The organism is Blastocatellia bacterium, assembly GCA_035275065.1.
In the GTDB taxonomy this organism is placed as follows: Bacteria; Acidobacteriota; Blastocatellia; order UBA7656; family UBA7656; genus DATENM01.
The window spans coordinates 1-23,139 of sequence record DATENM010000076.1 but is presented as its reverse complement, the minus strand read 5'-3'; the positions used below and the strand labels follow the sequence as shown (position 1 = coordinate 23,139).

Genomic DNA, 23,139 nt, shown 5'->3' with positions numbered 1-23,139 from the left:
CTGGCCTATGGGCGCCCGATCATCTGCGCGCCGCGCTCCAACATGCCGGCTCCTATGCTTCGACAGGGATTCCGAGATGCCAGATTATGGCGACAATCGGGTCCGTGTCGCAAGAATGACTCCCGTCAACTCTTCCTGCTCTGCCGTGAGCGCTTCGTGTTCCTTCGCCTTCTTAAACAGCGCGAGGCTGTGTTCAAGCACCCGCCGCGCTTCCTCTCGCCCTTCTGCGGTCGAGACATCCAGCACACTAAGATACTCGGTGACATTATCGACATAGTCTATCGCGTGTTTAGCCCTCACCCAGTCATCCGGCCCCTCCCAGATGTTCAGCAGGTCGCGCCAACGTTTCCGCTCGGGCTCCAACAACGCGCCCTGTAAATTCGGCGACGTATTTGGCTGCCAAGCTCTCAGGCGGCCTTTGAGGACAGGGACAATCAGGGTGTCGCCCTTCTCATAAGCCGCCTGCGCTTCTTCAAGCCTACCTTGGGTCGCCAGGATGTGGCCGAGCGAAGGGTAGATGTGGCGAAGACCCTCTAAGCACTGCACGTTCTCCGGGTAGTCTCGCCGGAGGGTTTCGAGATTATTGATGGCTGCCACGAGCCGCAGTTCCCTACTTATAGCACTATCCAGTTTCTGGTTTTCTTCGGGGAAAGCGATCAGCGGAATGACTCCTGTCGCGTCGAGAGCCAATTGAGCGTTGCGCTTCTCGCGCTGCTGCGTGAGGAAGAGGCCGATGCTTAAGCCGGCCAAGATCGCAACCAGCGCGAGCATAGCCGCAACGGTGGTAATGGCTCGCCTGACGAAACGCTCGTGTTCGCGCCGCCGTAGGTCGTCATAACTGCAATCGAGGACTGTCGCAATCAACCGCAGCTTTTCGTGTTTAAGGAGACGTAGCGATTCCGCCTCGGTCTTGGCACGTATATCAGCAGCCAACGGCTGGGCCAGTAGCCTGTCCAGCCCAGGTGCCGGCTCTGCGCTGCCGCGTCGGGGCTCAGCCTTGAGTAATTCAGTAGGGAAGACCTCGGCGGGTTCTCCCTCAATCAGGATTGGCAGGATACGCTCCTCTCTCCCCAAGTTACGGAATATGGCGATCTCCTGATTCACCCAAATCGAGTTCCGCGAACGCGGCGAACAGATCACGACCAGGAAGCGCGATTTCTCCAGCGCGTCCCTGAGTTCTGCGTCGAGGCTCGCGCCGGCACGGACTTCATCGCGGTCGCGGAAAACCTTCTTGAGCCGCCGCGGTAAGCCTCGACTCTGCGACCCTTTTTTGACCAGCGCGGCGGGCACGCGGTAGGCCTCCAGCGACCTGTGCAGGCGTTCCGCGACCTTGCGGTCGAATTGACTCCCGTCCTCCTCTTTGCGAAAACTGCTATAGCTAATGAAAATGTCGTAAGCGTAGTCAAATTGCTCTGCGGTCACCATAGGGCCTTCCCGGAGATTTAAAATCTGAACCCCATCCCGTTTACGAGCTCGGCTCGACCTCTAAAGAAGAGAGCATCTTCTTCAGCGCCCTTACGCCTTCATCATTTCCGCTCAAGCTAATAAACAAAGCCGTGTGAGCGCCCAACAAGAAAATGCCATAGCCCCTACGAGGGTCGTACTGGTCACCTCTGAGATACGTAACGTCCTGCCGGAAAGCGTCTCGGTCGCCCAGCCTCACCTTGTAAACCGCGCTGACCTGATCGACATGCGTCTGCCCTTTTAGAGCCCCCAGCCAGCCGTCGAAGAAGGGCTTAGCGATTTCGGCCAACATTTTTGCTTTCAGGTCGGCAGGATAAGAATCCATGGGAGGTTCTTTGAGACTGAGGATGGAGAGCCGGGCCGCGTTATACTTGTCTGAGCTTATCAAGGTGGCGAAGGCCTGTGTGTCTATACTGATCAACTCCACCCATCGCTCCTCATTCTTGCTTCGCTCAACCTTCCAGCCTTCCAGGAGATTAATAGCGAAGCTCCCGTCCGGGTCTTTGTAACGCTTAAACGGGAGATTACCGAGGTCGTCAGGTCCAGAGTTTTTTTGACTCTGTAGGCTCTTGCTGGTCCCACATCCTTGAACCACGAGCAGGACAATGAGGGTGTAAATCTTAGCGATCATCATAAGCTTCTTCGTAGGAATGAATTCTCTCCAGGTCTCACGTACCGGTCGGAATCCATCTCCATATCCTCTAATCCCTAGTGTCGAACTAAGCGAAATATTACATATTGAAATGGTCCCTGGCCCTCTTTTAAGCCTGATAAGCATAATCGCGTAATCGGTGTGTTTAAACTGGCGCCCGACGTTTGGCTGTGCCGGCGCGTGGCGCTCTTGCTCAAGCTCAGTAGCGCACATGGGTTTAGCCTCTATTTAGCGCCTTGAAGTGTAACCCAAACCAGTCTTGCCGAAATCGGATATTATCGGGTACGTTTGCGGGTATGTGGCAACTGGAAGCCAAAACTCTGGGGCTTGAGGTCTCCCACGCCGCGCTGCAACTGATCGCCGAGATCGACGAGTTCAAAGGCAAGTGGGCGGCCTTGCGCACACTCTCCCCGGAGCGCCTCCTCGCCTTGCGCCACGTCGCCACCGTCGAAAGCGTCGCCTCTTCAACCCGGATTGAGGGTGTGAAGCTGACCGACCAGGAGGTCGAAGCCGTGCTCGCGAACCTCCAGCGTCACACGTTTCGCTCGCGTGACGAGCAGGAGGTTGCCGGCTATGCCGAGGCGATGGGTCTGGTCTTTCAATCCTGGGAAGAACTGACCCTGAGCGAAAACCACTTGTCGCAACTCCATGCCCTGCTGCTCAAATACAGCGACAAGGACGAGCACCACCGCGGCCGCTACAAGAAGTTGACGAATAACGTCGTCGCCTATGACGCGGACGGGCGCGAGATCGGCATCATTTTTGAGACCACGCCGCCGTTTCAGACCCCCTGGGAGATGCAGCAATTGATCGATTGGGCAAACCGGGCGGCGGCCGAAAAATGGCTGCACCCGTTATTGATCATCGCCGCCTTCGCCGTGACGTTCCTGGCGATTCATCCCTTTCAAGATGGCAACGGCCGGCTGTCGCGGATCCTGACTGCGCTGATGTTGTTGCGGGCCGGCTACGCCTACGTGCCCTACGCTTCGCTGGAGAGCATCGTCGAAGAGAATAAGGATCACTACTACGCGGCGCTGCGGCGGACGCAGGCGACCTTGAAAAGCGAGAGGCCGGACTGGGAGACGTGGGTCGGCTTTTTCCTCCGCTGTCTCAAGAAGCAGAAGGATAACTTGCAGGCCAAACTGGAGCGCGAACACATCCTGGCCGAGTCGCTGCCGCCGCTGTCGCAGGAGGTGATCTCGCTGTTGCGGCAGCACGGGCGATTGACAATCTCCGACCTTGAGCGGCTCACCGGCGCCAATAAGAATACGCTCAAGGTGCGTCTGCGGGAACTGACTGCGTCGCGGCAGATTTCCAGGCACGGGAGAGCGAGGGCCACCTGGTATGAACTCGGGCGCGGGCAAATCCCGCCGTAGTTATTCGCCCTCGCTGCGGCAGAGGCTGCACCAGAACATCGCCTCATCACCAGAGGGAGCGCGGCCTCGTGTGAACGAGTTGCACGTACGTGCGAGCCAGTGGTTTGAAGATCATGGCTCGGCGATTGAAGCCTTCCACCATGCTGCCGCCGCCGATGATGTCGAGCGCGCCCAGCGACTCATCGCAGGAGACCGGATTCCCCAGCACCTTCGCAGTGCCGTGGCTCCTATATTGGACTGGCTTGGGTCGCTGCCCAGGAAAGTCCTCGACGCCAGGCCCTGGCTGTGGTGGAGGCATGCCTCATTGTTGCTGATTCATGGCCAGACGACCGGCGTGGAAGAGAAACTCCAGGCCGCCGAAGATGCCTTACAAGGCCGCTGGGCGGAAGACCCTGACCGGAATCTTGTCGGGCTGATCGCCGAGGCCCGGTCCGTGCTGGCGCTCCCCCGATACGATGTAGAAACCATGCTCGCCCAGTCGCGCCGCGCCCTGGAGTATCTGAACCCTGACAGCCTGATTCCCCGCGCTACCGCCTATTGGGCGATGGGGTCGGCTTACGTCTTCTCGCGAGATAGTGCCGCGGCCCGCCGGGCCTTTACCGAAGCGATCTCTCTCAGCCAGGCATCCGGAGATATCTTTACGGCCATCCTGGCGACAGTCGGCATGGGGTATGTGGAGGAGGTAGAAAACCAGTTCGATGTGGCCGCCGCCACCTACCGGCGGGTGCTGCAAATGGTGGGTGATCAACCGTTGCAGATTATCCACGAAGTACACCTTGGCCTGGCCCGCATACTCTACGAATGGAACGATCTCGATGCCGCTGAACAACACGCGCGACAGGGCCTCGACCTGGCGAAGCAGTATGATCGGGTGATTGACCGATTTATTGTCTGTGAGGTGTTTCTGGCCCGCCTGAAGCTTGCGCAGAGAGACGTGGCCGGCGCGGCTGCTGTTTTAGCTGAGGCTGACCAATCCGTGCGCCGGCATCATTTCTTACACCGGGCGGCTGAGGTTGCTGCCGCTCAAGTGGCTACTTTCCTTCACCAGGGCAATCTGGCGGCGGCCGAGCGGCTGGCCGAGATGCACCAACTCCCCCTCAGTCAGGCCCGTGTACACCTGGCCAGGGAAGACGCGTCGGCAGCACTGGCCGTCCTGGAGCCATTGCGCCGGCAGGCGGAGGCAAAGGGTTGGCAGGATGAACGGCTCAAGGTAATGGTTCTCCAATCAGTCGCTCACCTTGTGCATGGCGAAAAGGACAAGGCGCTGCAACTGCTGGGTGAAGCGTTGGCGCTGGCGGAGCCCGGAGGCTTCGTCCGCCTCTTTGTCGATGAAGGCGAGCCGATGGCTCACCTATTGTCTGAGGCAGCCACACATGGAATGATGCCGGCCTACGTCGCTAAACTGCTGACCGTATTCGAAACTGAAAAGCGAAAGAGCCAAGATCAATCTTCACTGACTACCGCCCCGCCTGCCCATTCGCTCGTCGAGCCATTAAGCCGGCGCGAGTTAGAAGTGCTGCGGCTCATCGCCCAGGGATTCTCCAATCGAGAGATCGGCAAGCGCCTCTTCCTGGCGCTGGTAACCGTGAAGGGGCACAATCAGAAAATCTTCGGCAAATTACAGGTAAAAAACCGCACTGAAGCCGTAGCCCGTGGCCGCGAGTTGGGTCTGTTATAGCCAGGCAATCTAAAACCATACCCCAAAACCATACTTAAGTATCTATGCGCCACTACCGCATTGAGGATATTGTGGCGGGGACCTGATGTGGTCAGCCGCAAAAGGTGCAAGGTGATGGCAGAAGCACTTAATCGAACCGTTGATACCAGTCAGCCGACGATCTATCAAATCCGGGTCAAGGGCCATCTGGGCTCTCAATGGAAGGACTGGTTTGGGGGCCTGAGCGTCACGCTGGAGGATAACGGCGAGACGCTCTTAACCGGCCCGGTGGCCGATCAGGCTGCGCTGCATGGGTTGCTAAGGAAAGTGCGTGATTTAGGAATACCACTGGTCTCGGTCATTAGTGTAGATCAGTGAGACTCGTTCATATCATTCAAAAAGGGGAAAACATGCAAGACACCACCGACGTTACTCACATGGATTCGGAGCGCAGAGCCTCTCACGGGCCTGGCCACTGTCCTGGCGCGCGACCTGGCAAACGTTTCGGAAAACTAACAGCAAAAGGCCCGGCGGCCCTGCTGATCTGCCTTCTTGCGCTAGCTTCCGTCGCCCAGGCCCAGGAGCCGCAGAAAGCTGCCGCCGTGCAGTCGGACGCGCAGAAGGCGCTCCAAAAAATGAAAACCTTGGCGGGGTCGTGGCAAGGTACGATTATGGGCATACCAATCAGCCTCACCATTCGCGCCGCATCCAGCGGGACCGCAATTCTGCATGAGGCGAATACACCTGGAGGGAACCCGCCAAACCATGAGATCACGATGTTCTACCTGGACGGGGATCGTTTGCTGGCGACCCATTATTGTGACGCCGGGAATCGGGTTCGCTTGGAGGGGAAGATGTCGCCGGACGGAAAGACACTCGAGTTCAGTTTTCTCGATGTCGTCGGAAGCACGCGGGGAGGATACGTGAAGGATCTGGCGATCACCATGATTGATACGGACCATCATATCGTAGCATTTACTTTCATTATGCCAGACGGTAAGCCGATGCAGCTGCGCGGCGAATTTCTACGGGACAAATGACCGGGCGATAGCAGGGCAACGTGAGGGCGCGCGACTTCCCTGTTACTGCTTCAAACAACAAGCCGCTCACGCTAGCTCAATTGTTGACGGACCCAATTAACGACAAAGCGCCAAAGTCTCTTCTTGGTAAGAACGAAGAGATCGCTCGTTGCCGAGTTAGACATCTCCCGAACAATAAGGGCCGATTTGTTCGTTATGGGCATTCAGCGCCGCACGACTTATTGACAGCAGGAACCTCATTCCATAGGCTCGACAAACGAACGACACCCCGTCTGATTTCTGAAAGGAGCTTATTGCATGAAGCATTCTGTTCTCTATGCGGGTGCCCTCATAGTCGGTTCGGTTGGAGGATGGGGCGAAAAATGATCCCGCCTCTCTGGTTAGACTTTTCTATGGGCAACGAAGAACTAAAAGCGGAGGCGGATCAGCTAATGCGGGAATGCCGTCTACCGGAACTGCTCTCGGCCTACTTGCGGTGGTTCGTTGGCGGCAGTTACAGCTACGATCTGATGTGCTGGCGGGACCTGGATGTGTACATCCTCGACCCGAGGGCTGATTTTAAGCGTTGCTTTGAGGTCGCCTACGAGCTGACGTGCAGGCTTGCCGCAAAGAAGTCCCGGTTCACCAACAACGTCGGGGGCGAGCCCAACGGCCTCTATTGGGGGATCAAATTAGGAGACGAGCGGCAGGGCGCATGGAAGTTGGACCTCTGGTTCTTGGACCTCGACAGCTATGCAGAACATGCGAATTATTCAGCCAATATGAAGGGAAAGCTAACTGTCGACGCGAGGTCGGCGATACTCGAAATTAAAGAGGCGTATTGGCGGCGACCTGAATACAGGGATACCGTCACCAGCGACCTGATCTATCGTGCGGTGCTCGAAAGGGGCGTCAAGAACATCAATGACTTCGAGCGCTTCTTAGCCGAAGGCGCTTCGTAAAGGCGAAGCGCTTCAGGTACTTTACAAACGATTGCGAGCCGAGCGCCGCTGAGCTACGCCGGCCAATGGAACCCCCGTCAGCGCAGGGTTCGGCCAGCCTCTTTTATATATCAAACCCGGGCCGTTTGCTGCGCGGCCTGCCCATCATGACATGAAATAGCAGGGGCGGTGCTTTCGCTTTTTTTAGGGATTTGGTTGTGATATATCTTACGCGCGACCGACAGCGAAGCCCCGCGCGGCGGCTTAGTTTAAGCGGAAGGGAATGAGGTCCTTAGCGGCCGACACGCAAAAAAGGTGAATGATAGACGGCGTCTCGGCAGATGAGTTTTCATTAATGAATCCTCATTACCTGTAGCGAGGCTCAAGCGGCAGGGTCGGCCCAATGATCAACGCTTATGCGCCTGGCTCCCGTGACGAAACTGTTCGCTCTTATCCGCATCAGGGTGTGTGCCTGCATGACATTATTCTTTTGCCTGATGATAAGCTCCCGCTCAGCCCCACCAGCCATGACGCAATTCTACTTCGATGCGTGGACTACTGATAATGGGCTACCGCAAAACGCCGTCAACGCAATTCTCCAGACTCGCGACGGGCATCTCTGGCTGACCACTTTCGATGGGCTGGTGCGATACGACGGCGTGCGATTCACCGTGTTCAATACTGCAAATACGAAAGGCATCAGGAGCGGCCGCTTCACACGCCTGTACGAAGATGGCGCGGGCAATCTGTGGGCGGCGACTGAGAACAGCGGGCTGACGCGCTACACGGATGGCGTCTTCAGGACTTATACGACTCGGGACGGGTTACCCAACAACTACGTGCGGTGGATGCGTGAAGAGGCGGACGGGAGTTTAATAATGCAGGTCAGCGAAGGTTTCGTCCGCTGGAAAGATGAGGGGTTTACGCCCTACTCGCCGGAGCAGGAGGGCCTTCCAGATTTTGGACAACCCGTCACCAGGGGCACCGTCTGGCACCGGTACCCCGACCGTTGGCAGAGGATGACCGAAGGCCGAGTTACCCGTGTGATCCCGGCTGAGAACCTGTCCCCGTCCGACATCAAGTCAGTTTATGAGGATCGCGTCGGGAGCCTCTGGGTGGCGACTGCGGACGGAAGTCTGAGGCAATTTAAGGGCGGCCAGTGGACGGCCTACCCGGTAAGCGATCCGCAGTCTCAGGGATTTGTTCAGACGATTTGCGAAGACCGACAAGGTAATCTCTGGGTCGGGACAGCCAAGGGGAGCCTGTTGCGTTTCCGCGACGGAAAAGCCACGCTCTATCCTCTCCCCGAGGACTTCACGGGTTGTCACATTGGGGTCGTGTATGCGGACCGCGAGGGCGGGCTATGGGTCGGAACCAGCAGCGGGCTGCTCCGCTTGCGGGAACAGATCATTACCCCCTACACCGAGTCTGATGGCCTGGCGGCTAATAACGTCTATCCGATCCTCGAAGACAGCAAAGGGGCGATCTGGATCGGCTCCTGGTCGGGCTTAACCAAGTACGAGAACGGAGTCTTCATACGCCAGCCGGCTCCCGAAGGACGCGCCTTCAGTCAGGTGACGGCGCTCTACGAAGACCGCGAAGGCGGTTTGTGGGTGGCTTTCTACGGCGGCGAAGTATGGCGCTACAAGGGTGAGCAAGTTACCGTTTTCACCCCTCAGGATGGCCGACTCTCAAAGACCGGCATTCACGCCATCTATCAAGACCGCGCCGGTAATTATTGGTTCGGCTCGCGCAACGGCTTGATCCGTTATAAAGATGGCGCGACGACACGCTACACGACCGACGACGGCCTGACCGCTAACGAGATCAGAGTGATTCATGAAGACCGCGAAGGCACGCTCTGGGTCGGGACAATGAGCGGGCTGACGCGCTACCGTGGCGGCGTCTTTAGCGCCTTTGAGGAGGGGGACGGCCATCCAGGCTCACAGATCAGAACCATCTATGAAGACAGCGACGGAGTCCTTTGGGTAGGGACCTATGACATGGGATTGATGCGCTGGCACAATGGCCGTTTCACCCGCTACACCACATACGACGGGCTATTCAGCAATGGCGCCTTCCGCATCCTGGAAGACGAGCGCGGCCGCTTCTGGATAAGCTGCAACACGGGGATATATCGGGTGAGCAAACAGGAGTTAAATGATTTTGCCGACGGCAAGGCCGTTGCCGTTACTTCGATTCCTTACGGCAAGCGTGACGGCATGCGCAAAGCCGAATGCAACGGCGGTTCGCAGCCGGCGGGGATCAAAGCGCGAGACGGCAAGTTGTGGTTCCCGACTCAGGAAGGCGTGGCCGTCATCGACCCGGAGCGCGCGCCGATCAACACACGGCCACCGTCCGTGATGATCGAAGATGTCCTGCTCGACGGCCGGCTTGTGAGCACGGGCCGGGCGATACGGGTTGAGCCGGGTCAGGAGCGACTGGAGATACACTTCACGGGGCTGAATTTCGTCATGCCGGAAGGGATCAAGTTCAAGTATAAGCTGTCGGGTCTCGATACCGAGTGGGTGGACGCCAGTACACGCCGCGTCGCCTACTACTCACACATCCCGCCGGGCGAATACGCCTTCACGGTGGTCGCGGCCAACGAGGACGGCGTGTGGAACCTGCAAGGAGCCAGCGTGCGGATTAGTGTCGTGCCGCCATTCTGGCGGACCCAGTGGTTTCTGTCACTCGCGCTGTTAGGGCTGCTGGGGACGGCCCTTCTGCTCTACCGGCATCGAATCACCCAGTTGAAAAAAGCCCATGCCGCGCAGGAGGCGTTTTCGCGGCAGTTGATCGCCTCGCAGGAAGGCGAGCGCAAAAGAATCGCCGCGGAGCTGCACGACGGTCTAGGCCAGCGCTTGATTGTGATTAAGAACCTGGCGCTGATGATGCTGCACAGGCCAGCCGACTCCGAACAGGCCCGGCAGCAGGTTGAGGAGATTTCGGCGGAAACCTCGCAGGCGATCCACGAAGTGAAGGAGATATCTTATAATCTCAGGCCGCACCAGTTGGACCAACTCGGCCTGACCAGGGCCATCGAGGCGAGGATAAAGCGGGTAGGCGAGTCCTCAGATGTCGTCTTCCGCACCAAGCTTGATAAGCTCGATGGGCTATTCACGAAGGAAGCAGAGACCAGCCTGTACCGTATCGTGCAGGAGGCCGTTAATAACATCATTAAACACTCCGGGGCAACCGAAGCGCAGGTCGTGATCGCGCGGGATGAGGCCGGGGTACACATCACAATCGGGGATAATGGTCGGGGCTTTTCGACAGATGTGGCCGCCGCCGAATCTCGCTTGCCAAGCTTCGGCCTCTTCGGCATTTCCGAACGCGTGCGGATGCTCGGCGGAGGACATACGATTAACTCCGCCCCGGGCGAGGGGACGACGATCAGTATCCATATCGGCGTACAAAATGGGCACGGTAAATACTGAGATCCGCATTCTTATAGCCGACGACCACCCGATTGTCCGCAGGGGCCTGCGGCAGGTGATCGAGGCCGAGGCGTGTCTGAAGGTCGTGGGAGAGGCTGACGATGGCGAGGCGGCCCTGGTCCAGATTCAAGAACTGCGGCCGGAGGTCGCCGTGCTGGACGTGAACATGCCAAAGCTGGGCGGCTTCGACTTGCTCAGGGAGATTCAGAAGCGGGGGCTGCCGGTGGCCACCATCTTCCTGACAATGTACAGCGACGAAGAGCTGTTTAATGAGGCGCTCGACCTGGGCGCAAAAGGCTATGTCCTCAAGGAGAGCGCGGTCACTGACATCGTTAATTGCGTCAAGGCCGTCGCCGCCGGTCGGCCCTACATCACCCCTTCGTTATCTGAATATCTGCTCAACCGGTCAAGGCGTGCCACCTCCTTGACGGAACAGAAACCCAGCCTCAGAGACCTGACGCCCGCCGAACGACGCATCCTGAAACTGATCGCGGCAAACAAATCCAGCAAGGAAATTGCCGAAGAGTTATACGTCAGCGTGCGCACGGTCGAAAACCACCGGACCAACATCTGCCAGAAGTTGGACATACATGGTAATAATGCCCTGCTCAGGTTCGCGCTCGAACACAGGTCCGAACTAAGCTGACCGAACCCGGGAGCGACGAGTGACAAGAATAGATGAGAGGTGCCGGGCGGTCGCCATCCGCCAACCTCTGGCATCCGCTCCGGTCGCCGGTCACTTTGTTTTAGATGGCGCCACCTAGAAAAATGAGTGCTACTACCTAGATCAATTGTGTAGCGGCCTCTATTCATTTCCCCAGCCAAAGCGTTCATATTGCACCCAGGCAACTCGGAATCATCAGCCGCGCGAGGGAAGTTCGCCCAATAAGACCGTCAAGGCCGCGGCCGATAGTACGACGCTGCCCGGTGCTTGCCCATCGGGCAACCTAAATCTATGAAACGAGGTATAACGTTATGGCGACGAGAAAAATCGCACTGGAAGAGGCGATCACCACGCCTCCGACCAAAGACTATCTGGGCATCACGCTGAAGATCGCCCCCACGCAAGAGTCCGCCGACGCCCTGGCGCAAGCGCTCGCAGACTCAGACCAGCGAATTGCCGCGATGGACGACGCCGGCATTGATCTCTTCGTGCTCTCAGAGACCAGCCCCGGTGTGCAGGCCGAGAAGGACGCCAGCGTCGCCGTGCGGCGAGCTCACGAGGCGAACGACTACCTCTACGCGCAGATCCAGCAGCACCCGAATCGCTACCGCGGGTTCGCGCACCTGGCGATGCAGGATGTGCGAGCGGCCTGCGACGAGTTGAAGCGGTGCGTCGAAGAGATGGGCTTTCTCGGCGCGATGATCAACGGCAACACGAACGGCATCTACCTCGACGACGACTGCTACCAGCCATTCTGGGAGCGCGTCATCGAACTCGACGTGCCGGTCTACCTACACCCGGCTGACCCACACATTCAGCCATACGTCCTTAACGACTACACGGTGCTGCAAGGCACGGTCTTGGGGTGGACGACGGACAACGCCTCGCACTTCATGCGCCTGCTCTTCAGCGGGCTCTTCGACCGCTACCCCGAGCTGACGATCATCCTGGGGCACATGGGCGAGACGCTGCCCTACGTCCTGTGGCGCATCGACAGCCGCTACGCGGCGACGGGCGACCCGGACAGGCCGCCGCTGAAGAAGAAACCGTCCGAATACTTCCGCTCGAACCTCTTCATCACGACGACCGGCGTCTGTCAGGATTCGTCGTTGCAGTGTGCGATCACCGAGATGGGCGACGACCGCGTGCTCTTCTCGGTCGATTACCCTTACGAGGACGCCAAGGAGTCCGCTGATTGGATCGAGAATACCCCTGTGTTGACCGATCAGACACAGCGCGACAAGCTCTGCTACCAGAACGCTGAGCGTGTGCTGCGACTGGGCACTTCTACCTGAGCGCGCAGGAAAGGTGGAGAAATGAAGCTCTTGATTGCCGAGGATAACGACGGGATGCGCGGCCTGATCAAACGCCTGGTGGCTGACTTCGCCTCAGAAATCTACGAGTGCCGCGACGGGTCGGAGGCGCTGGCGGTCTGCCTGGCGCGGCAACCTGACTGGGTATTGATGGACATCCGACTGGACGGGCTGAATGGCCTGACGGCCACACGCCGAATCACCGCTGCCTGGCCTCAGGCAAAAATCATGATCATCACCGACTACGATGATGACGAGTTGCGCGAGGCAGCCCGGCATGCAGGCGCATGCGAGTACGTCGTTAAAGAGAATCTGCTCGAGCTGCGTCGCCTTCTCGTCCGGCTCAACCAACCCTCGGAGTCAACCGGCGAAGCGAGCGCCGACTGACGCGACACGTTCAACAACTGAGAAGGAGAAGATTATGCGAACAAGAATGCATGTTGGATGGTCTTGAGGGCGGCGACGAAAAGGTCCTGGGCATCGGCCTATCCATGGAGAAGGTGTTTGATCGTTTACCTCCACCGCCGCTGCCTTGAGGGTCGAAGCTCCTGGTGTGGCTTGCTGAGTTTTTATAGACCACGGCGCGGCGCCGGCAAAACGGCGCCGCCAGATGCCGTGACCTGGCTCTACATCAGGTATTTAAATGGTCGCCAGCATCTTTTGTGAAGCCCCGCCACCTATCCCACAAAGTCCTACCACGGTAGTTGACACCGAAATAGAATCTCGGTATTATGCTTTTCGCAGTCCTACCAAAGTAGGAGTTAGAAATGAAAAAGAGGAAAAAGCTGGAGTTGGGCGACCGCGAGCTAGAGATAATGCAAGCCCTCTGGGGACTTGGCAAGGCCACGGTGAGTGAGGTGCATAACGCGCTCATCGAGAGGGGCGGCGACGTGGCCTACACCACTGTTCAGACCATGCTGAACAGGCTCGAAGCCAAGCGCCTTGTCGCCAGGGATAACTCCGAGCGCGCGCACAGATACCACCCCTTGATCAACGAGACGGCTGTGGTCGGCGGCGCGATTGAGCGGCTGACGAGACGCTTCTTTAAAGGCTCGGCAGAGGCGCTCGCCACCCGCCTCATCGAAAAGGACCTCGGCCAAGAAGAGCTTAAAAGGATACAGGCGCTCATTGATGCGCACCGGCGCGAGAGGTCGGCGAAATGACGGGATATCCCAGCGTAGCCGCGTACGCCATAAGCCTGGCAGTTAACTTGACGGTGATTGGCGCATTCTTTATCGCAGGCATCACCCTGGCCTTCCGGTCGCTAGGCGCAGCATCAGCGCGCGCCCGTTACGTAATCGCCCTCGCCGTTTTCCTGATCTCTGCACTCCTGCCTACCGTTGTAACGTTCGGCCAGTCGGGGGAGGCCACGCACTCAAGCGCCGTCGCGGCAACTGTGAGGACGGAACAGGGACCTGGCACCGTAGGCTCTAGCCATGACCCGCCTGCCGGCATCGGTAGCCTTGCTCAAAATGAAGAGGCTTGCGGAGTCCACTCTTCCGCCGAGCGGCTTGGGTCAACAGAAATGAGCAAGGGAGTCCCTGTGCTTGATGGGCTCGTGAGCGCCGCCGCCCTTAGCCGGTTCGGGGCAGCGTTCCCGGCCGTATGGGCAATCATCTCCTCCCTGCTTGTGGCAAGAGAAGTGGCGGGACATATACGACTGGCGCGAGAGCGAAGCTCCTGGCGGCTGGCTGACGATAAAACCAGGAGGTCTTTAGCCTGGCCCGCAGGCACCACGCTCTATGTCAGCCAAGGCGAGGGGCCTTGCACGTTGGGGGGCCTTCGGCCTGCTGTGGTCATTCCTGCCCTCTTGCTTGAGGATATGCCAGGGGATGCCGCACGCGTAATCGCCCGGCATGAATTGGCCCATGCCAGGTGGCGTGACCCTTTGGCTAATGCACTGCTGCGCATCGGCCGTGCGCTCCTTTGGCCCAGCCTGCCGCTTTGGTACCTCGAGCGTCTGGTCCGCGCCGAAAGGGAGGTTGCTGCCGATCAATTCGCGATTGAACCCTTGCGCGGTAGCACGGTAGGCGACGCCGCGGTCGAGTACGCGACATTACTGCTCTCGATAGCACGCCGGTCTGGTCAAGATGCTCACCGCTTACGGTATGGCCTTGTGGCGACGGAAGCCGGGAGCGGGACTAACTTTGAATACCGGGTGCGTCACCTGCTCACCCCTCGCTCGAAGCTGACCCGCGCTCGGGTACTGTTTGCGGCTGTCGCCATGCTCTTGTGCGCCTGCGGGGCAGCGTTCGCACCTGTTACGGCCAGGCCACTCAGCATCGCGTCTTTGCCGGTAGAAGACCCTCCGGCGGCTGACCTTAGCGCGACGGAAGGCGACACAATAAAAGCCGGCGCGCAACAGGTGGAGGAAGGATTACGCCAGCGTAAGGCGGAGGCAATGGCTGGCGCCGGGGAGCAGTCGATGAGTACCGCCTATCCACAACAGGGGATGGCGGGCGGTAACGAACTGGGAGTGGTCTCCAGAATACGGCTCGATGCGCAGAATGAGGCAGGTGCTACTCAAGACCTGGTCCACGAGTTGGCCGACCTGGGATACTCTGGCCTCTCCCCTGAACAGATTGCTGCCGCTAAAGCCTATGGTGTAAGCCGCGCATACGTTGAAGAACTGGCCTCCGCCGGGTACGACAGGCTGGCTGCCGACACGCTAATCAACCTCCGGTCGCTCGGCGTGAGCCCCGCCTACATTAAAGAGATGAGACAGATGGGTTACGGAGACCTGCCGGCCAATACCCTAATAGACTTCCGTCTCTACGGCATAAACTCCGCCTATCTCGGAGAGTTGGCGACTTCCGGATTCTCTCACATTCCCGCAAAAGCGCTCGTCACTTTCCGCAGCATGGGGATCAATGGTGAATACATCCATGCCTTACAATCGACTGTCACGGGCAGCCTCTCACCTGACGAGCTTCTGGCGTTGCGCAGGCAGGGGGTGACTGTCGGTTACCTCAAAGAGCTTAAAGCGAAAGGCTACGGTCGCCTCACGGTCGATCAGCTGATAGAGCTGCGCTCCGGCAAGGTCACAGGAGGCGAATCCTAGATAAGGAGTAAAGGTGAAATGAAGTGTCGGTATATAGAAATCGGATTGGTCATAGCCGTGCTGTGCCTGCCGGTTCGGGCAGCGCATCAATCATTTAATAACGGCGAGCTATGGATTCATTCTGCCAGTGCTCAAGATGTAGTTACCGGCGAGTGGGCGGCGGAATTCAGGCCCGACACAGGGACCGCGCACCTGATGATAGAACGCAAGGTGGGGCTTGGCGGCAGCGACAAAAGGTACTTCCGGCTGGCCCTGTACCGCCTCGAAGGGCTCGCCCGAACGTTGCCTATTCAAGACGGTTCGAGCCTCAAATTCCAGCTCAAGCGCGAGGCGGGTGTGTTCTTGTTTGAAGGTGTGTTCAAGGGCGGCAACGGATCGGGCGCCTACACCTACAAAGCGGACCCGATCTTTGCAGACGAGATGGAAAAGCTAGGCTACGGGCGCGTCTCGCCCGAGGACCAGTTCATCATGGCCGTCCATGACGCGGGGCCTTCGTTGGTCAGGAGTCTGAGACTACTCGGAGGCAGCCATCTCTCCTTGGACGAGTTGTTGAACGTCGCGCGCCAGGGGATAAACACGGATTATCTGCGCGAATTGAAGGTAGCCGGCGTCGAGCCGAAATCGTTGGACGAGTTGATCCAGATGCGAACGCAGGGCGTCAGCGACAGCTTCATCAAAGAAATCGAGGCGCTGGGCTACGCGCGCCCTACGGCCAACGAGCTAACAAACATGAAGTTCAATGGCGTAACCGTCGCCTTCATCAAAGAGATGGAGGCGTTAGGGTACAAACACCCTCCGATCAATAAACTCGTTGATATGAAGTTCCAGGGGGTCACCATCAACTTTATCAGGACCGTAGAGGCGATGGGATACAAGAACCCTTCCATAGACCAGTTGATCGGGATGAAGCTCTTCGGCGTCACTCCGGAGTTCATCAGCGCGGTCAAGGCCCTGGGCTACCGAGACCTTTCGCTTGACCAATTGACGTGCCTGCGCATTCAGGGGATCAATACAAACTTCATAAACCGGATGACGGAGAACGGGCACAAGAAAGTCTCCTTGCGAGAACTGGTCAGGCTGCGAAACCCGAACGGCGTGAGTAAAGGCTCGTGCGAGCCGCAAACATTCCCCGACACGCTGCCTGATTAATGTGCCCACGGGATAGCATCCCCGGCCGCTTTCGGCAATCACAAAAAGGAAGGACCATTTTATGAGAACCCGGTTGTTCTTGATGGCACTGCTGTCTCTTGTTCTAAGCTCACTGACGCCCAACGGCGTGGCATTCGCGGCCCAGCGGGGGCTATCTCGCCCGGTGGCGTTCGTGGAAGTGAACGTCGTGCCCCTGGACGAAGAGCGGATACTGGAAAGGCAAACCGTCATCGTGCGTGACGGCAGAATCGCCGAGATCGGGCCAGCGACGAAGGTAATTGTGCCGAAGGGCGCGCTTCGGATTGATGCGAAGGGCAAGTACCTTTTACCCGGACTCGTTGATATGCACGCGCACCTGAACTCACCCAAAGAGCTGCCCCTTTATCTGGCTAATGGCGTGACCACCGTTTACAACTTGAATGGCCGCCCCGCCCACATAAAGTGGCGGGATGAAATCAACCGGGGGGCCAGGGTCGGCCCCGTGATCTACACCTGCGGCCCGACTCTCCGAGTCGTGAAGAAGGCGGATGAGGCCCGGCGGTTGATTGAAGAGCAAAACAAGGCCGGGTATGACTCAATAAAGATCTACAACTGGGTCTCTAAAGAAGCCTATGACGTTTTGATCGAGGAGGCGAAAAAGCGGGGCATGCTCTACGTCGGGCACATACCGCGCGAGCCCGGGCTCGAAGGGGTCCTCAAAGCCGGGCAGGCCATAGCGCATGCCGAAGAGTACGTCTACACCTTCTTCGATAATAAGCTCGACGACGAGAGCCGCATCCCGCAAGCCGTCCGGGCAACACGGGACGCCGGGGTACCGGTCATCGCCACGCTCGTAGCCTTTGACCACATCATACGCCAGGCCGAGAACTTACCGGCGCTTCTAGCAACGCCTGAGATGAAGTACCTCGCGCCTTGGGTAAGGGACGAGTGGGGCGTCGAAAGGAACCTCTACAGGAAGAAGTTCGCCAACGCGGAGGACATTACCTATCTCAAGAAATTCCTGGCGTTGCAGAAGAAGTTGATTAAGGCGTTGCACGAATCAGGCGTGAGAATACTGACCGGCACTGACGCGATGAACATGGGTGTCGTACCAGGATTTTCTCTTCACGAAGAGTTGCGCAACCTGGTCGAGATCGGCTTTACGCCCTTTGAGGCGATACGCGCCGCCACGCGCTACCCCGCGGAGTTTCTGGCAAGAGGTGAGTTCGGGACAGTTGCGGTAGGCAAACGAGCGGACCTACTTCTGGTAGATGGCAATCCCTTGCGGGGCATTAACTCACTGTCACATCCCGCTGGTGTAATGGTTCGCGGCCGCTGGCTACCCGTGGGGACATTGTGGCGAATGCTGGATGAAGTTCCGGCGGCGTATGTGGATGAGGAGCGGTTCCTGACCAACACTCTTGAGGCAGACGCAGAGAAGGCCATCCGGTACGTGGAGCAGAGTGATCCTTTCAATAATCTGCTGAATGCCGCCGCGACCGACAGCACGGCTAAACGAGGTGTACTATGGTTCAAGAAGGTATATCAAAAGGCCAAACTCAATAATCCGCAGTCCCCTGTAGTACAGGAGGCGTTTATTAACGCGCTAGGGTATCGCTTGCGCGATGAGCGAAAAAAAGTGGATGCAGCAATCGAGGTTTTCAAGTTCAACATAAATGCATACCCCACGTCGGCTAACACCTACGACAGCCTGGCTGAGACGTACCTGGGTATCGGAGAAAAGAAGCTCGCGGCCGAGTATTATAAGAAGGCTTTAGATGTGAATCCCGACTACCCCAATGCCGCGGCTGTCCGTGATTTGCTAAAGAAGCTCGAAGCGGATTCCAGGCGTGCTCCTTGATCGTGGGGGTAGCCGTGACGCAAAACGCCATCCGTACAAAAGGCTCATGGCTTAAAAAGCGTCCGTGGGCGATAAACATCAGAGCGTCCGCATGGGCGGTCAAGGGCGCTCCCAGTCTTCGAGCCGGTCAAGCAGCGAATCGATTGAAAAGACCAGCTGCGCGCCGCCGCCCTCGCGGCGAAAGACGACCTGCGACCAGCCGCGCATGCCGGTCGGCTGGAGCCGCGCGCCATCCACCCGCAGCTTGCGCCCGGCGATGGCATGGATGAGTACCTGCTCGTAACGCGAGCGCCCTAGCAGCCGCTCCGGGAACAGGTTCTCCCAACGGCAGAGCCGCCCGACATCCTCGTAGCTGGCGGGCCGGTCTTCAAGGTCAAGCAGGGACGGGGCGCGCCCGGCGAATACCGAACTGATCAGCCGGTAGGTGAACGGGTCCGAGAGTCGCGCCACGGCGCGGTAGAAGCGGCGATAGATGTGCCGCGCGACATCGCGCAGTGAGAGCATCGGCCACTGCTCACCCGTCGCATCAGGCGCGAGACGGACTTTCCAGTCCGGCGCGTCTATATCCGCGGTGAAGGGATTTCGCGGGTAGCAGTCAAAGCGTGCGAGATGGCCCTTGCGCGAGGTGTGCGGCATCGGTTGATAACCGGCGATGACCGGCACGTTCATGGCGCGCAACATCTCCTCCTCGAAGCTCGGCCAACGCATCACCTCGCGGACGACGCCGGTAATGAAGGTCGCCGTGGCGATCATCAGTGACGAGCTCGGCGTGAAGTCCGCCGTCACCTCGATGCGGTCGCCGCGCGGGCGGACGCCGATGCCGGTCGAGCGGCGGTTGGCCGCCAGCAGCATGACCGGCACGGGCAAGATGTAGGCGAGCAGCCGCGCTAGCTTTTCGACCGTCCGCTGTTGCCCGCGGTCGCAGCCCGGCAGATCGAAGGAGACGTTGTAGTGCGTGCTGAATCCGGCGAGGCGGGCCCGCTTGCCGGCGCGCCGCTCCCACTGGTCGAGCCCATCGCGGACAAAGCGGATGGCCTCCCACAGCGACCGCCCGGCGCGCGGCGCGCAGCCGCGCTCGATCTCGATTACCGGCGTCGCGACTTCAATGACGCCCGTGTCGAAGTAAACCGCCCCGCCCGTCGGGATGTGGTAGGAGGTGCCCTGCCGGTGCATGAGCGGCCCGCGCAGAAAAGCCCGCGGGTCGGCAAACAGCGCCTCCGGTCTAACCTGCCGGTCGTTGACGAGTAGCGTGAACTCGGCCTCTAAGCCGATGGCCGCCAGCTGTAGCGCGCAGGCGGTCGGTGCGTCCGCCGCCGTGGCCTTCGCCACGCCGGGGCGCTTCTTTAAAGAACTCCCCATTACGACACCCTTGATTCGTCAGTCTCACTCGCGGCGTCCCGCGGCGTCACGGTCACGTAGCCCAGGTCGAGGTGCAGGTGGTCGTCCGCGTAGCCGAGGTTGTGGCCATAGGGGCGCGACCAGATGCCCGGCAGGAGCTTCGTCGCGATGCCGGCATAGCGCTCAATCTTCTCTTGCTCGTCCAACAGCTCGTCGCCGATCTTGTAGATATTGATCGCCGTGCCCCAGGCGTGCGTCGAGGCATGCGTCGAGAGCGCATGCTCTGGGGAGCGATAGCCGCCGTTGGCGGCGATACGCACGGGCGCGCCGACTTGCAGGCGGAATAGCTCAAGCTGGGCGGCCAGCAGGGTGATGGCACACGGCACGTAGCGCGGGAAAGCGCGCAACGCGGCGGCCTCGCGCACATCCACTTCGATAAATTCCGAGAGCGCGAAGTGTGCTGCCAGGTCAGTCTCGCTCGCCGTCTGGCGCGAATCGATCTCGTAAAAAAAGCGCGGCAGCTTTCGCAGGCGGCCCTGCCGGTCGGCGACCAGCGCCGCCGGCCTGAGGACTTGCCGGTACTTGTCGGCGAGCTCCAGGCCGTCAACAATTCTCAATGGCAATGATCGATAGTCGCTGATTTGCATAAGGACTGGTACTCAGGTGCGCTCGATAAGGTGCTCGTAGACCGCGCGCGAAATGCTGGCGACAGTCTCCTGCTGGCCATTGCGGTCCGATGCCCACTCCGTGAGGATGGCGATGGCGTATGGCTGTCGCCTCGGCAGAAAGACCAGTCCGGCGTCGTGGGCGATGGTCGAAATCTCGCCCGTCTTGTGGGCGATGCGCGCGTGCTCGCGAATCTCCCCGGGCAGCCCGGCGGGGATGCCGCTGTTGAACGCCTGCTGGTGCAGGATGTCGAGCATGGCGCGCGACGCGTCGGGCGAGCAAAGACGCTCTTCGTGCATCAGGCGGAACAGGCGGATGAGCCCATTGGCGGTGATGCGGTTGTTGATGCCGCGCTCGTAAGCCTTCTCGTCCTCGACGCCGCGCCGCAGCTCGATGCCATGAATGTCGAGAGAGGCGAGCGCCTGCTGCGCCCAGTCGGCGCCGATCAGATCAACCAGGAGATTGGTCGCCAGGTTGCTGCTGCTGACGATCATGTGGTGGGCCAGCTCTCCCGTCCGCAGGGTCTTGCCCATAAATGCGTGGACCTCGGAATTGGCGTCGCGGCGGGCCTCGACGCGGTAAGGCTCGCCATCAACGGCGCTCAGAAAGCGGTTGCGGATGTGGACGCGCGCGTCCAGTGCGAGGCGGCCTTCTTCGACTGCCGCAAACAGGGCGGCGAGCACCGCCACCTTGATGGTGCTCGCCGCATGAAACCAGCTGTCACCGCGAAAGCTCCAGGCGGTGTCGGTGTCGTAATCATAATAGGCGGCGGCGACCGCCTGGGTTCCCGCGTTTTCGGCAATATCGGCGATCTGCGACTGCAAGTTGATAGCAAGTCCTCCTCTAGTCGTCTGCCGCGCCTCGATTCAAGTATCTGATTTTCGCCTATGCCAGGCAAGCGCGACCGAGCCTCAGACCTGGACTCGAATAACCAGGCAAGGCCCGCATCATCGCTACTGAGGCTTCGATAATTGGTCCACTGCCTCTCCTACCAGTAAAGCAATCGCCTTAAACTGAGTTCCGGCTTGCCGATACAAAACAACAACACACGATTCAGACACTAGCCGGCTTCGCACGCACTGCCGACCTTGCTAATATGTCTGGTGAATCGTTGCGTAACATTCCGCACAGGAGGCTCCATGAAAGCATCTCTCTTGCTTGTCACGTTCATGTTCTTATTTCCCGCCGCTCCGCAGTCGACGTCCGCTAGTCAGAAGGTCGTCACCGCCGCACAGGTCAACGGCACGTGGCGCACGAAGACCGGCGAGTTCAAGGTGCTGGCCTTAGGGAAGCGGCGACTCCGGGTCGAATTCTCAGGCACGTACGAGTACCGTGTGAGCGGAGAGCTGATGGCCAACACCGGGACGGGGTATGGCATCGCGACCATTGAGGGCGACATGGCGAGATTCCGGCCCGAAGGGGCCGAAGACGATTGCACCATCACGATGAGGTTTACAGGCGGCAAGCTTGTCGTCACTCAGGAGGGCGGCTGCGGCTTCGGGCATAATGTCACAGCGATAGGCACATATCGAAAGATCAGTGAGCGCAAGCCGACTTTCTCTGAGAACTGATGCTGACCGTTGCCGCCGAACAAGGCGTCGCACCGGAGCCGCCGAAGGGCTGTTCTCACCCCTCCCGAAGTGCCGCTCGCCGCGGTGATGTGCGGCGTCAGGCGCAAGCGAATGGGTCGAACGAACCTCCAATAGTCATCGCCCGCGCAGGCAACCTGCTTGAAGGTCACATCAATACAGGTGCATCGGAGTGGCGAGAATTGGCCGACTTCAACAGCAATAAGCCTGAGCCTAAAGAGGCACCGAGGCGGGCAAAAGTCCGGTAAGAAGGATTACAAATTTTCGCTGTGTGAAATAAGTCGGCCCGCCATTAGTTAGGACAGAAGTATGCGGTAACAGCTTAATGGAATCGTATGAGTCTGATAATTTCCATAAAACAGCTTGACCTTACAAACAAAATACCCAATGAACACCGCCAGGCAAGAAAAGCGCGAATAGCGGGGAAAGTTATCGGACTCGGGTTTGGCGATTACGTTGTAGGCTGGGCCTCTCTATCTATGGCGCGCAGGAGCCAAAGAGGGATGAGTCCTGTCAGCCTTCAAGCAACCTAACCTAACAGGACGTCGCGTCGAAAATGCCTCAACTGCTTTTCTATCTCACTACGCATCGAAACGCCTTCTATAATCTTCGCCCTCAATCACTACCGTTTTGCACATCTGGTAGAGCCGGCTCCGCAGCCTCACCCCGATCCGTTCTCCGAGGCTCTCTTCCTTCGCCGAATCCCCCTCGTCGAGGTAATTCGTCGTCAAGATCGTCAGCTTCTTCTCATTATAGCGCCCATTGATGATCAAGCCGATTGTCTCCTGCACCCACTCGGACGGCTTGGCCGCTCCCAACTCGTCGAGCACGATCACCTCGGTCTCGAAAAGCGGCGCCAGGATGCTCATCTCCGTCGTCTCGGTATTCGCGTTATAGCTGTTTTGGATCTCTTTGAGCAGCCCCCGGTACTCGTAGAACCGGCAGGCGATTCCCTTCTCTACCAGGCCGC

General features: G+C 58.8%; 20 protein-coding genes. 14 read left to right on the top strand and 6 right to left on the bottom strand.

From position 1 onward, the window contains the following. Positions 1-84: 84 nt before the first annotated feature. Together VJ464_17520 and VJ464_17515 are read right to left on the bottom strand one after the other, a co-directional pair. On the bottom strand, positions 85-1,425 hold the full coding sequence (locus VJ464_17520; protein HKQ06933.1) for a toll/interleukin-1 receptor domain-containing protein: 1,341 nt from the start codon (positions 1,423-1,425) through the stop codon (positions 85-87). Between the two features lie 40 nt (positions 1,426-1,465). Next, the gene (locus VJ464_17515; protein ID HKQ06932.1) at positions 1,466-2,098 is read right to left on the bottom strand and encodes a hypothetical protein; all 633 of its coding nucleotides are present in this window, start codon (positions 2,096-2,098) and stop codon (positions 1,466-1,468) included. Positions 2,099-2,412: 314 nt separating this feature from the next. Between VJ464_17515 and VJ464_17510 the strand changes: the two genes are divergently transcribed. The 13 genes from VJ464_17510 (at position 2,413) to VJ464_17450 (ending at position 18,576) form a co-directional block, all read left to right on the top strand. Then, positions 2,413-3,492: a DUF977 family protein gene (locus tag VJ464_17510; GenBank protein ID HKQ06931.1), complete on the top strand. Its 1,080-nt coding sequence runs from the start codon at positions 2,413-2,415 to the stop codon at positions 3,490-3,492. Between the two features lie 70 nt (positions 3,493-3,562). After that, positions 3,563-5,170 carry a LuxR C-terminal-related transcriptional regulator gene (locus tag VJ464_17505; protein ID HKQ06930.1) on the top strand — a complete coding sequence of 536 codons (1,608 nt, stop codon included), beginning with the start codon at positions 3,563-3,565 and terminating at the stop codon, positions 5,168-5,170. A gap of 114 nt (positions 5,171-5,284) precedes the next feature. Then, positions 5,285-5,527 (top strand): hypothetical protein, encoded by a 243-nt coding sequence (locus tag VJ464_17500; GenBank protein HKQ06929.1) that lies wholly within the window; start codon positions 5,285-5,287, stop codon positions 5,525-5,527. A gap of 32 nt (positions 5,528-5,559) precedes the next feature. Continuing rightward, positions 5,560-6,189, top strand: coding sequence for a hypothetical protein (locus tag VJ464_17495; protein ID HKQ06928.1), 630 nt, complete (start codon positions 5,560-5,562; stop codon positions 6,187-6,189). Between the two features lie 392 nt (positions 6,190-6,581). Next, positions 6,582-7,130, top strand: coding sequence for a hypothetical protein (locus VJ464_17490; protein HKQ06927.1), 549 nt, complete (start codon positions 6,582-6,584; stop codon positions 7,128-7,130). A 506-nt stretch (positions 7,131-7,636) separates the two neighbouring features. Next, positions 7,637-10,549, top strand: coding sequence for a two-component regulator propeller domain-containing protein (locus tag VJ464_17485; GenBank protein ID HKQ06926.1), 2,913 nt, complete (start codon positions 7,637-7,639; stop codon positions 10,547-10,549). Next, entirely contained in the window at positions 10,530-11,195 is a 666-nt protein-coding gene (locus tag VJ464_17480; protein ID HKQ06925.1) for a response regulator transcription factor, read from the top strand. The genes VJ464_17485 and VJ464_17480 overlap by 20 nt, the downstream gene beginning before the upstream one ends. A 329-nt stretch (positions 11,196-11,524) precedes the next feature. Beyond that, positions 11,525-12,508 (top strand): amidohydrolase family protein, encoded by a 984-nt coding sequence (locus VJ464_17475; protein ID HKQ06924.1) that lies wholly within the window; start codon positions 11,525-11,527, stop codon positions 12,506-12,508. A 21-nt stretch (positions 12,509-12,529) separates the two neighbouring features. Next, complete coding sequence (locus VJ464_17470; protein HKQ06923.1) at positions 12,530-12,913, top strand: response regulator transcription factor; 384 nt, start codon at positions 12,530-12,532, stop codon at positions 12,911-12,913. A gap of 380 nt (positions 12,914-13,293) precedes the next feature. Then, positions 13,294-13,689, top strand: a complete 396-nt coding sequence (locus VJ464_17465) for a BlaI/MecI/CopY family transcriptional regulator (GenBank protein ID HKQ06922.1) — start codon at positions 13,294-13,296, stop codon at positions 13,687-13,689. Further along, entirely contained in the window at positions 13,686-15,587 is a 1,902-nt protein-coding gene (locus VJ464_17460; protein HKQ06921.1) for a M56 family metallopeptidase, read from the top strand. The genes VJ464_17465 and VJ464_17460 overlap by 4 nt, the downstream gene beginning before the upstream one ends. Positions 15,588-15,632: 45 nt before the next feature. Beyond that, on the top strand, positions 15,633-16,736 hold the full coding sequence (locus tag VJ464_17455; protein ID HKQ06920.1) for a hypothetical protein: 1,104 nt from the start codon (positions 15,633-15,635) through the stop codon (positions 16,734-16,736). A 61-nt stretch (positions 16,737-16,797) separates the two neighbouring features. Beyond that, the gene (locus tag VJ464_17450; protein HKQ06919.1) at positions 16,798-18,576 is read left to right on the top strand and encodes an amidohydrolase family protein; all 1,779 of its coding nucleotides are present in this window, start codon (positions 16,798-16,800) and stop codon (positions 18,574-18,576) included. Positions 18,577-18,675: 99 nt separating this feature from the next. Here VJ464_17450 and VJ464_17445 read toward each other — a convergent pair whose 3' ends face one another. Genes VJ464_17445 through VJ464_17435 form a run of 3 tightly spaced genes read right to left on the bottom strand, consistent with a single transcriptional unit; the run spans position 18,676 to position 21,404 of the window. Continuing rightward, the gene (locus tag VJ464_17445; GenBank protein HKQ06918.1) at positions 18,676-19,935 is read right to left on the bottom strand and encodes a hypothetical protein; all 1,260 of its coding nucleotides are present in this window, start codon (positions 19,933-19,935) and stop codon (positions 18,676-18,678) included. Continuing rightward, positions 19,935-20,561 carry a hypothetical protein gene (locus tag VJ464_17440; protein HKQ06917.1) on the bottom strand — a complete coding sequence of 209 codons (627 nt, stop codon included), beginning with the start codon at positions 20,559-20,561 and terminating at the stop codon, positions 19,935-19,937. Before VJ464_17440 ends, VJ464_17445 begins: the two co-directional genes overlap by 1 nt. A 12-nt stretch (positions 20,562-20,573) precedes the next feature. Further along, the gene (locus tag VJ464_17435) at positions 20,574-21,404 is read right to left on the bottom strand and encodes a serine hydrolase (protein ID HKQ06916.1); all 831 of its coding nucleotides are present in this window, start codon (positions 21,402-21,404) and stop codon (positions 20,574-20,576) included. Positions 21,405-21,719: 315 nt separating this feature from the next. Here VJ464_17435 and VJ464_17430 point away from each other — a divergent pair, with 315 nt between their 5' ends. After that, on the top strand, positions 21,720-22,151 hold the full coding sequence (locus VJ464_17430) for a hypothetical protein (GenBank protein HKQ06915.1): 432 nt from the start codon (positions 21,720-21,722) through the stop codon (positions 22,149-22,151). Between the two features lie 599 nt (positions 22,152-22,750). Here VJ464_17430 and VJ464_17425 read toward each other — a convergent pair. Next, positions 22,751-23,139: ATP-binding protein (locus VJ464_17425; GenBank protein HKQ06914.1), on the bottom strand; the 389-nt coding region annotated here is incomplete at its 5' end.

Bases quoted from the DNA above. Each gene is read 5' to 3' on its own strand.
- VJ464_17520 (HKQ06933.1), bottom strand. From the start codon at position 1,425: ATGGTGACCGCAGAGCAATTTGACTACGCTTACGACATTTTCATTAGC.
- VJ464_17515 (HKQ06932.1), bottom strand. From the start codon at position 2,098: ATGATGATCGCTAAGATTTACACCCTCATTGTCCTGCTCGTGGTTCAA.
- VJ464_17510 (HKQ06931.1), top strand. From the start codon at position 2,413: ATGTGGCAACTGGAAGCCAAAACTCTGGGGCTTGAGGTCTCCCACGCC.
- VJ464_17500 (HKQ06929.1), top strand. From the start codon at position 5,285: ATGGCAGAAGCACTTAATCGAACCGTTGATACCAGTCAGCCGACGATC.
- VJ464_17495 (HKQ06928.1), top strand. From the start codon at position 5,560: ATGCAAGACACCACCGACGTTACTCACATGGATTCGGAGCGCAGAGCC.
- VJ464_17490 (HKQ06927.1), top strand. From the start codon at position 6,582: ATGGGCAACGAAGAACTAAAAGCGGAGGCGGATCAGCTAATGCGGGAA.
- VJ464_17485 (HKQ06926.1), top strand. From the start codon at position 7,637: ATGACGCAATTCTACTTCGATGCGTGGACTACTGATAATGGGCTACCG.
- VJ464_17480 (HKQ06925.1), top strand. From the start codon at position 10,530: ATGGGCACGGTAAATACTGAGATCCGCATTCTTATAGCCGACGACCAC.
- VJ464_17475 (HKQ06924.1), top strand. From the start codon at position 11,525: ATGGCGACGAGAAAAATCGCACTGGAAGAGGCGATCACCACGCCTCCG.
- VJ464_17470 (HKQ06923.1), top strand. From the start codon at position 12,530: ATGAAGCTCTTGATTGCCGAGGATAACGACGGGATGCGCGGCCTGATC.
- VJ464_17465 (HKQ06922.1), top strand. From the start codon at position 13,294: ATGAAAAAGAGGAAAAAGCTGGAGTTGGGCGACCGCGAGCTAGAGATA.
- VJ464_17460 (HKQ06921.1), top strand. From the start codon at position 13,686: ATGACGGGATATCCCAGCGTAGCCGCGTACGCCATAAGCCTGGCAGTT.
- VJ464_17450 (HKQ06919.1), top strand. From the start codon at position 16,798: ATGAGAACCCGGTTGTTCTTGATGGCACTGCTGTCTCTTGTTCTAAGC.
- VJ464_17445 (HKQ06918.1), bottom strand. From the start codon at position 19,935: ATGGGGAGTTCTTTAAAGAAGCGCCCCGGCGTGGCGAAGGCCACGGCG.
- VJ464_17440 (HKQ06917.1), bottom strand. From the start codon at position 20,561: ATGCAAATCAGCGACTATCGATCATTGCCATTGAGAATTGTTGACGGC.
- VJ464_17430 (HKQ06915.1), top strand. From the start codon at position 21,720: ATGAAAGCATCTCTCTTGCTTGTCACGTTCATGTTCTTATTTCCCGCC.